We start from the raw sequence: 8,546 nt of genomic DNA, 5'->3' as shown, positions 1-8,546 counted from the left end.
CCTGGCCATGGCAGGTGGCTTGCTGCAACCGGGCGATGACTACAGCCTGCTCGACAGCGACCGGGCGAGGGCTTTTTTTGGCCAGTACGCCATCGCGGTCGGCTCGACCGGCAACCTGGGCCTGTCGATCGGCGTGGTGGGCGCGCGCCTGGGCTTCAGGACCACCGTGCACATGTCCGCCGATGCCCGGCAGTGGAAGAAGGACCGGCTACGCAGTTGTGGCGTGCAGGTGCGCGAGTACAGCGCGGACTTCAGCGTCGCCGTGACCGAAGGGCGGCGCGAAGCCGAGGCCGATCCGCGTTGTCATTTTGTCGACGACGAGTACTCCACCGACCTGTTCCTTGGCTACGCCGTCGCGGCCGACCGGCTGCGCAGGCAGCTGGCGCAGGCGGGAATCAGGGTCGATGCGGAGCATCCGCTGTTCGTCTACCTGCCCTGTGGCGTGGGCGGCAGCCCTGGCGGGGTGACCTTTGGCCTGAAGCAGGCTTTTGGCGATGCGGTGCACTGCCTGTTCGCCGAGCCGAGCCATTCGCCCTGCATGCTGCTGGGGGTTTACACGGGGTTGCACGAGCAGGTGTCGGTGTATGACTTCGGCCTGGACAACCACACCGCCGCCGACGGCCTGGCGGTGGGGCGTCCGTCCGGTTTTGTAGGGCGCGCGGTGCAGCGCCTGGTCGATGGCTATTACACGGTCAGCGATGCCGAGCTGTTTCGCCTGCTGGCCCTGGCGCAGCTGCATGAGGGGCTGCAGCTTGAGCCTTCGGCGCTGGCCGGCGTACCAGGCATGGGCCGCGTGCTGCAGGAGTCCCAAGGCTATCGCCAGCGGTCAGGGCTGAGCGAGGCGCGCCTGGCCAACGCCACTCACCTGGTGTGGGCGACGGGCGGCAGCATGGTGCCGCAGGATGAAATGCAGACGTACATGGAAAAGGGCAAGGCGTTGTTGCATGGGCGCCAGGGCTACTGACTGAACCGGGCTGGCACCCATCAAGGCGTGTCAGTCGGCCTGGGCTTGCAGCAGCCATTGCCCGTCCACTTCGCGGGCCAGGCCGCTGGCCGGCAGCAGGGCCAGCAGGCGCGGGTGCAGGGCGTGGTCGGTGAAGGTCTTGACGGTGGCCAGGTCGAGCACGCCGATCGGGCTCAAGTCTGCCTTGGTATAGGACAGCCATGCTTTTTTGAGCACCATCAGCACATCGCTGCCAGCGGTGCTGGCAAAGCGCCGGTGCAGTTGACGGCCGTCGAGGCTGAAGCTGTGGCGATGAGTATAGGTGCTTTCGTCGCCGCCGCTTTCCTGGCAGCGGTTGCAGCGGCAGGCGCCGTCGCCGAAGGCGCTGCGCAGGTAATTGTTGAAGTCCACCACTGGCTTGAGGCTCAGGCGTTTGTCGACCTCGAACAGGTCGGCGATCAGGGGTTGTTCGGCGCTCATTCGGCGGTCCTCGTCTGGTGTGGCGGTTAACGGCGGGCACCTTAACAGCCTGGGGGTGGGAAGGCTATGCCGAAGACGGACGCCCCTGTACCCTACGCACCTCGGGCGCCAGCAGGCGCCGATCTTTCCTGCCGTTGGAGTCATTACATGTACAACTACACAGCCACCGTAACCGTCAGCAGCGAGGCGAGCGGCGAGGCCGAAGCGGTGGAGAACCTCAATCAGCGCGTGGGCCTGGAAGCGGTCACCGAGACCCTGAAAAAGGTGCACTTCGTCGGTACCCTAGCCGCGCCTGAAAAAGCCACCCATATCTGCGTGACCCTGGAAAACGGCCTGACCTACTACGGCCCGATCGTCAACGGCCATGCCGAGCTCGAAGGCGGCTGGATCGCCTTCGAAAACGACATGCTCACCCCTCAGGAACTCGGCCTTTAAGGCCTAGTGCAGGCGGGCCAGGCATCGCTCCATGATGTCCAGGCCCTCCTCGAGCACCTCAGGTTCGGTGGTCAGGGGAGCAAGCAGGCGAACGATGTGCCGCGCCTTGCCGCTGGGCATCAGCAGCAGGCCGGCGTCGCGTGCCAGTTGCAGCAGCTGGGCGAGCTGCGCGGGCGCCGGGCTGCCGTCGGCGTTGACCAGTTCGATTCCGCGCATGGCGCCTGTGCCAGTCAGGCGCCCAAGCCACGGCGAGACCTCGTCGGCCTTCCAGCGGGCGTGGCGCGCGACGATTGCCTGCTCCTGGCGTTCGCCCCAGGTAGCCAGGTTCTCATCGGTCATTTGCGCAAGGCTCGCCAGGGCCGCAGCGCAGGCGACGGGATTTCCCGAATAGGTGCCGCCCAGTCCGCCTTTGGGCAAGCTGCCCAGCAACGCCCGTCGGCCGACCACCGCGCCCAGTGGCATGCCGCCGGCCAGGCTCTTGGCCAGCAGCAGCAGGTCAGGCTCGATACCCAGCCGTGGATAGGCGAAGCGCTGGCCGGTGCGGCCGAAACCGGACTGGATTTCGTCGATGATGATCAGGATCCCGTGGCTATCGCAGAAGCGCCGCAGGGCTTGGGCAAATGCCGGCTCCATCGCCAGGAAGCCGCCTTCCCCCTGCACCGGTTCAAGGATGAACGCGGCCACGTCCTCGACCGCCAGCTCCACGCTGAACAGACGCTCCATCGCCCTGAGCGCCTGCTCGGTGGTGATCCCGGTGTCCGCGCTGGGGTAGGGCAGGTGATACACCGGGCCCGGCAGCTCGCCGACCCGTTGCTTGTAAGGCGCCACCTTGCCGTTCAGGTTCAGGGTCGCCAGGGTGCGCCCATGAAAGCCGCCGTCGAAGGCAATGATCGCCCGCTTGCCTGTGGCGGCGCGAGCCACCTTCAGGGCGTTTTCCGCCGCTTCCGCGCCGCTGTTGGTGAGCATCCCGGCCATGGGGTAGCTGAGCGGAACGAACTGCTCAAGGCGCTGCATCAGTTGCAGGTAGGGCTCATGGGGCGCGGCGTTGAAGGCGTAGTGGATCAGGCGGGTGGCCTGGGCCTGGATCGCCTCGACGACCGCCGGGTTGCAGTGGCCCAGATTGAGCACGCCGATACCCCCGACGAAGTCGATGTAGCGTTTTCCATCGGTGTCCCACACTTCGGCGTTGCGGCCATGGGAAAGTGTGATCGGGTGAACTATGCCAATGGACTGGCTGATACTTTCCTGATTCATGTGCACGCAGACCTTGTTCGAGTTTCTTATTATCCAAGCGCGTCGCGGTGTTATTGTGCAAACGAATTATACGATTGCGGTCATTCCCGCAGATATTGAACTCAAGCGCCAGGCCGCTCAGTCTCCCAGCGCCACCCGCTCGCGAATCCACTCCACGAACGCGCGCACCTTGGGCACCTCGGCGGCGTGCTCGGCGTGGGCGATGAAATGCGCGCCATCGCTGGGCATCGCATGGTCCCAGGCCACCACCAGCTTGCCCTCGGCCAGCTCCTCGGCCACCAGGTAGCGCGGGATCAGCGCGACGCCGCAACCGGAAATCGCCGCGCGAATGCACAGGTAGAACGTGTCGAAGCGTGGCCCGTGGTAGCTGTTCTGGCTCTGCAGCGCCTGGCCAAGAAACCATTCGTGCCAGGCCTCCGGGCGGGAGGCACATTGCAGCAGACGCTGCTCGGTCAGCGCCTGGGCACTGTCGAAACGGTACCTGGCCAGCAGCTCCGGCGCGCACACCGGCACCACCTCCTCGCGGAACAGCTCGATGCAGGTTGCCCCGGGCCAGGTGCCCTGGCCGAAGAAAAACGCCACGTCGGCCTTGGCCTGCACCAGGTCGAAGGGCTCCAGCTCGTTGCGGATATCCAGGTGGATACGCGGATGGCGCTCGCCGAAACCCTTGAGCCTGGGGACCAGCCAACGTGCGCCGAAGGTTGGCTGGGTGGCGATGCGCAGCACCTCGGTCTCGTCCCCGTAGCTGAGGATGTAGCGACTGGAAATGTCGATCTGGGTGAGGATCTTGTTCACTTCCGCCAGGTACAACGCGCCTGCCGGGGTCAGGTGCAGGCGCCTGCGAATGCGTTGGAACAGCGGGTGCGCCAGCATGTCCTCGAGCTGCGCCACCTGCTTGCTGACCGCGCTCTGGGTCAGGTGCAGCTCCTGTGCTGCGCGGGTGAAGCTCAGGTGGCGGGCGGCAGCTTCGAAGCACTGCAAGGCGGTGGTCGAGGGCATCAGGCGTTTGGACATAAGGTACGGTTACCGGGCGAAAAAGGAAGAAGATCATTCCATTCTGGAATCATGTGCTTCGAAAAGGTCGTTTGTTAGCCTTGCGTGTATAGATTAATACTGACCTGGATCAATGATTACAAGTCGTCGTAATAACAAGAAATCCGCTGCATCCCACTTACAAGAAATCTGCTCCAGCTTCAGTCGCACCTGCTTGCGGCCGACCCACTTGAGGGTTCTTTCATGGCATCGCTACAACAAAAGAAACAGCGTTCGCTGCAACATGGCCTGACGTCGCGCCAGGTATCCATGATCTCCATCGCAGGCATCATCGGTGCCGGCCTGTTCATCGGTTCTTCCAACGCCATCGCCACCGCTGGCCCGGCCATCCTCATTTCCTATGCGATGACCGGCCTGCTGGTGTTGCTGGTGATGCGCATGCTCGGGGAAATGGCCATCGCCAACCCCAACAGCGGCTCGTTCTCGACCTATGCCACCGAGGCCATCGGCCCTTGGGCAGGCTTTACCATCGGCTGGCTGTACTGGTGGTTCTGGGTGCTGATCATTCCGGTCGAGGCCATCGCCGGCGCTGATATCCTGCACGCCTACTTCCCTGGCGTGCCGTCCTGGCTGTTCGCTTTCCTGATCATGGTGCTGCTGTCGGGGAGCAACCTGGTCAGCGTGAAAAACTTTGGCGAGTTCGAGTACTGGTTCGCGCTGGTCAAGGTCATCGCCATCCTGGGCTTCATCGGGGTGTGCACGCTTGCCATCTTCGGTTTCTGGCCGCTGGCCGAAACCCGCGGGGTCAGCCAGCTCTGGGCCAACGGGGGCTTCATGCCCAACGGCTTCGGCACCGTGCTGGGCGGGGTGCTGATCACTATCTTCTCGTTCTTTGGCGCCGAGATCGTCACCATCGCGGCCGACGAGACCGCCAACCCGAAGGACAAGATCCGCCGCGCCACCAACCTGGTGGTGTATCGCATCGGCCTGTTCTACCTGGCGTCGATCTTCCTGGTGGTGTCGCTGGTGGCCTGGAACGACCCGGGTCTCAAAGCCGTCGGCTCCTTCCAGCGCGCGCTGGAGGTGCTGAACGTGCCAGGGGCCAAACTGGTCGTCGATCTGGTGGTGCTGGTGGCCGTCACCAGCTGCATGAACTCCGGGCTCTACACGGCCTCGCGCATGCTCTACTCGCTGGGTGCCCGGGGCGAGGCCCCAAGCGCCATCAAGCGTATCTCCGGCAGTGGCGTTCCGACCGTGGCGGTGCTCCTGTCAACGCTCGCAGGCTTTGCCGGTTGCCTGGTCAATTACGTGTTCCCGGGCAAGGTGTTCGGCTTCCTGCTCTCGACCACGGGGGCGATCGCCTTGCTGGTCTACCTGGTGATCGCCGTGTCGCAGCTGCGCATGCGTGCCCGCGCCGAGCGCGACGGCACCGAGCTTGCGATGAAGATGTGGCTGTTCCCCTGGCTGACGTGGCTGGTGATCGGTGTGATTGTCATGGTGCTTGGCTACATGCTGTTCAGCGATGCCTACCGTTATGAAACGCTGATGACGGCGGGCGTGACCCTTACCATCCTGCTGATCTCCCTGACCCGTCGGCGCCACGGCGAGGTCGGGGCGGGCGCCGTCCTGGCCAGTGGCAAGGGCAGCTGATCCGCACGCCAGTCACCTGCAAGCCCGCGGCCTGGTCGCGGGCTTTTTCGTTGGCGCGGGTCGCGAGCGGCGCTACCATCGAGGGTCATGCCTGGTTTCCACGATCGACACGGCCCAGAAAGCATATGAATGATCACGCGCATTCCCTCAAGACGCTCGCCGCCCTCGATGGCAGCAGGGCGGGAAGATGAATGACGGGCCATTGCAACTGACGCCCGCCGGCGACCGTCACCTCGCCTTCGCCCGGGACCTGACGCGCCGCGCGATGCTGCCGTATTACCAGGAATTCGACCTGCTGTGGATGGAAGAGGCGTTCGACCAGGCCTGGTGCTGGCGCGAGCAGTGGCTCGTGACGGAAGGGGACCAGGTGCTGGGCTACTGCAGCCTCAGCCAGGACCGCCACGCCTTGTATATCCGCGAATTGCACCTGCTGCCCACGCACCGTGGCCGTGGGGTGGGCAGCTGGGTACTGGAGGAGCTTGCCGTCTGGGCGGCGTCGCGCCGGCTGCCGCTGTTGCGCCTTATGGTGTTCAAAAGCAATCCCGCCCGCTCGCTCTATGCCCGCCATGGCTTCGTGGAAATGGGCGAGGACGAATGCTTCGTGCGCATGCAGCGGACCATTGTCTTGTCACAGTGATGGCCTATTCATGGCTTGTGCCCAGGGAAGTGCTTTGTGCATAGTGCATGACTTAGTGGTCGCAGGCCGACCTACAGGGTTGCTGGAAGCAGCCGTGGCAACTCAATCCGGAAGAGAGGTTAGGTAGATGAATGCATTCGGTTCGCGCATCAGGGCAGAACGCGAGCGGCTGGGCATGACCCAGCGGGTTTTTGGTGACATTGGCGGCGTCGAGCCCAATGCCCAGGGCAAGTACGAGAGCGGCGAGCGCACGCCCAGGCTCGATTACCTGGCTGCTGTCACGTCGCAGGGCGTCGACGCCTTGTATGTGCTCAGCGGTAACCGCACGGCTGCCGCGGTCGACACCCTGAGCACGGAGGAAGACCAGCTGCTTGCGTCCTTCCGCCGTTTGCCGCCCGCTGACCAGGCAGCGGTGTCGCGCCTGCTGGGCAGCCTGTCCCGGCAGCCCGGCGAGCGGGAACGCAGCCGCTTCGCTCAGCAGGTTCGATCAGCGCACAACGTTGATGCTTTACGCTAGGTTCGAGCAGGGAAATTTTGCTAAGGTGGCGGGATCCAATTCCCGCTGCGTGACGAGGTGTCTGCTTGATTAGGGTCCTTGTGGTCGATGACCACGATCTGGTGCGTACCGGCATCACGCGCATGCTCGCCGATATCGACGGCCTGCAGGTGGTGGGCGAAGCGGATTCTGGTGAGATGGCACTCAAGCTAGCCCGTGAGCTCAAGCCCGACGTCGTGCTGATGGACGTCAAGATGCCCGGAATCGGTGGTCTCGAGGCCACCCGCAAGCTGCTGCGCAGTCATCCCGACATCAAGGTGGTGGCCGTCACCGTCTGCGAGGAAGACCCGTTCCCCACGCGCCTGCTGCAGGCGGGTGCCGCGGGCTATCTCACCAAGGGCGCCGGGCTCGACGAAATGGTCCAGGCCATCCGCCTGGCCTTCGCCGGCCAGCGCTACATCAGCCCGCAGATCGCCCAGCAGCTGGCGCTCAAGCCCTTCCAGCCCCAGGGTTCGCCCTTCGATACGCTGTCCGAGCGCGAGATTCAGATCGCCCTGATGATCGTCGGCTGCCAGAAGGTGCAGATCATCTCCGACAGGCTTTGCCTGTCTCCGAAAACCGTGAATACTTACCGCTATCGAATCTTTGAAAAACTCTCGGTCACCAGCGATGTCGAACTGACGTTGCTGGCGGTCCGTCACGGTATGGTCGACGCCAGCCTTTAATGGCGAATTCCTGAGTCCTCATGTCCCAACTTTTTGATCCTAGTGCTTTCCTGGCGACCTGCAGCGGTCGCCCGGGTGTGTACCGCATGTTCGATGCCGACGCCCGCCTGCTGTACGTGGGCAAGGCCAAGAACCTGAAAAAGCGCCTGGCCAGCTACTTCCGCAAGACCGGCCAGGCGCCCAAGACGTCTGCCCTGGTGGCACGCATCGCGCAGATCGAAACCACCATCACCGGCAACGAGACCGAGGCGCTGCTGCTTGAGCAGACGCTGATCAAGGAATGGCGTCCGCCCTACAATATCCTGCTGCGCGACGACAAATCCTACCCTTACGTGTTCCTGTCGGACGGTGCCTTTCCGCGCCTGGGCATCCACCGCGGCGCCAAGCGCGCCAAAGGCCGCTACTTTGGCCCGTACCCCAGCGCTGGCGCCATCCGCGAAAGCCTTAGCCTGCTGCAGAAAACCTTCTTCGTCCGCCAGTGCGAGGACAGCTACTTCAGCAACCGCACCCGGCCGTGCCTGCAGTACCAGATCAAGCGCTGCAAGGGGCCCTGCGTCGGCCTGGTCGATCCCGCCGAATACGCCGAGGACGTGCGCCACTCGGTGATGTTCCTCGAAGGCCGCAGCCAGCAGCTGGGCAACGAGCTCAACACCGAGATGGAACAGGCCGCCATGGCCCTGAACTTCGAGAAGGCCGCCGAGCTGCGCGACCAGATCGGTCTGCTGCGCCGCGTCCAGGACCAGCAGTATATGGAAGGCGGCACGGGCGATATCGACGTCATCGCCGCCTTCGTCAACCCCGGCGGCGCCTGCGTGCACCTGATCAGCGTGCGCGGCGGTCGCGTGCTGGGCAGCAAGAACTTCTTCCCCCAGGTGGGCATCGAGGAGGAGGTGGCCGAGGTCATGGCCGCGTTCGTCTCGCAGTACTACCTGG

General features: G+C 64.2%; 10 protein-coding genes. 7 read left to right on the top strand and 3 right to left on the bottom strand.

What is annotated here, in order from left to right; genetic code table 11:
- On the top strand, nt 1–964 hold a 964-nt coding region (gene dsdA / locus VJS90_RS03480; protein ID WP_324119137.1), incomplete at its 5' end, for a D-serine ammonia-lyase.
- Between the two features lie 30 nt (nt 965–994).
- On the opposite strand, the gene VJS90_RS03475 is transcribed toward dsdA, so the two are convergent.
- Nucleotides 995–1,423, bottom strand: a complete 429-nt coding sequence (locus VJS90_RS03475; RefSeq protein WP_324119135.1) for a hypothetical protein — start codon at nt 1,421–1,423, stop codon at nt 995–997.
- A 147-nt stretch (nt 1,424–1,570) separates the two neighbouring features.
- On the opposite strand from VJS90_RS03475, the gene VJS90_RS03470 reads away from it, so the two are divergent.
- The gene (locus VJS90_RS03470) at nt 1,571–1,858 is read left to right on the top strand and encodes a hypothetical protein (protein WP_324119133.1); all 288 of its coding nucleotides are present in this window, start codon (nt 1,571–1,573) and stop codon (nt 1,856–1,858) included.
- A gap of 3 nt (nt 1,859–1,861) precedes the next feature.
- Here VJS90_RS03470 and VJS90_RS03465 read toward each other — a convergent pair whose 3' ends face one another.
- Together VJS90_RS03465 and VJS90_RS03460 are read right to left on the bottom strand one after the other, a co-directional pair.
- Nucleotides 1,862–3,112: a 2-aminoadipate transaminase gene (locus VJS90_RS03465; protein WP_324119131.1), complete on the bottom strand. Its 1,251-nt coding sequence runs from the start codon at nt 3,110–3,112 to the stop codon at nt 1,862–1,864.
- Nucleotides 3,113–3,229: 117 nt separating this feature from the next.
- The gene (locus VJS90_RS03460; RefSeq protein WP_324119129.1) at nt 3,230–4,126 is read right to left on the bottom strand and encodes a LysR family transcriptional regulator; all 897 of its coding nucleotides are present in this window, start codon (nt 4,124–4,126) and stop codon (nt 3,230–3,232) included.
- Between the two features lie 222 nt (nt 4,127–4,348).
- On the opposite strand from VJS90_RS03460, the gene VJS90_RS03455 reads away from it, so the two are divergent.
- The 5 genes from VJS90_RS03455 to uvrC all read left to right on the top strand — a co-directional run.
- Complete coding sequence (locus VJS90_RS03455) at nt 4,349–5,755, top strand: amino acid permease (RefSeq protein ID WP_324119127.1); 1,407 nt, start codon at nt 4,349–4,351, stop codon at nt 5,753–5,755.
- Between the two features lie 187 nt (nt 5,756–5,942).
- Nucleotides 5,943–6,392 carry a GNAT family N-acetyltransferase gene (locus tag VJS90_RS03450; protein ID WP_324119125.1) on the top strand — a complete coding sequence of 150 codons (450 nt, stop codon included), beginning with the start codon at nt 5,943–5,945 and terminating at the stop codon, nt 6,390–6,392.
- Nucleotides 6,393–6,519: 127 nt separating this feature from the next.
- Nucleotides 6,520–6,909 (top strand): helix-turn-helix transcriptional regulator, encoded by a 390-nt coding sequence (locus VJS90_RS03445; RefSeq protein WP_324119124.1) that lies wholly within the window; start codon nt 6,520–6,522, stop codon nt 6,907–6,909.
- 65 nt (nt 6,910–6,974) lie between these two features.
- Nucleotides 6,975–7,613, top strand: a complete 639-nt coding sequence (gene gacA / locus VJS90_RS03440; protein WP_324119122.1) for a response regulator transcription factor GacA — start codon at nt 6,975–6,977, stop codon at nt 7,611–7,613.
- A 20-nt stretch (nt 7,614–7,633) separates the two neighbouring features.
- The coding region (gene uvrC / locus VJS90_RS03435; RefSeq protein WP_324119121.1) for an excinuclease ABC subunit UvrC at nt 7,634–8,546 on the top strand (913 nt) is incomplete at its 3' end.

The sequence above is a fragment of the Pseudomonas sp. genome (assembly GCF_035277045.1).
Classification (GTDB): Bacteria; Pseudomonadota; Gammaproteobacteria; order Pseudomonadales; family Pseudomonadaceae; genus Aquipseudomonas.
This window is presented reverse-complemented; position numbering and strand designations above follow the sequence as displayed.

Bases quoted from the DNA above. Each gene is read 5' to 3' on its own strand.
- VJS90_RS03475 (WP_324119135.1), bottom strand. From the start codon at position 1,423: ATGAGCGCCGAACAACCCCTGATCGCCGACCTGTTCGAGGTCGACAAA.
- VJS90_RS03470 (WP_324119133.1), top strand. From the start codon at position 1,571: ATGTACAACTACACAGCCACCGTAACCGTCAGCAGCGAGGCGAGCGGC.
- VJS90_RS03465 (WP_324119131.1), bottom strand. From the start codon at position 3,112: ATGAATCAGGAAAGTATCAGCCAGTCCATTGGCATAGTTCACCCGATC.
- VJS90_RS03460 (WP_324119129.1), bottom strand. From the start codon at position 4,126: ATGTCCAAACGCCTGATGCCCTCGACCACCGCCTTGCAGTGCTTCGAA.
- VJS90_RS03455 (WP_324119127.1), top strand. From the start codon at position 4,349: ATGGCATCGCTACAACAAAAGAAACAGCGTTCGCTGCAACATGGCCTG.
- VJS90_RS03450 (WP_324119125.1), top strand. From the start codon at position 5,943: ATGAATGACGGGCCATTGCAACTGACGCCCGCCGGCGACCGTCACCTC.
- VJS90_RS03445 (WP_324119124.1), top strand. From the start codon at position 6,520: ATGAATGCATTCGGTTCGCGCATCAGGGCAGAACGCGAGCGGCTGGGC.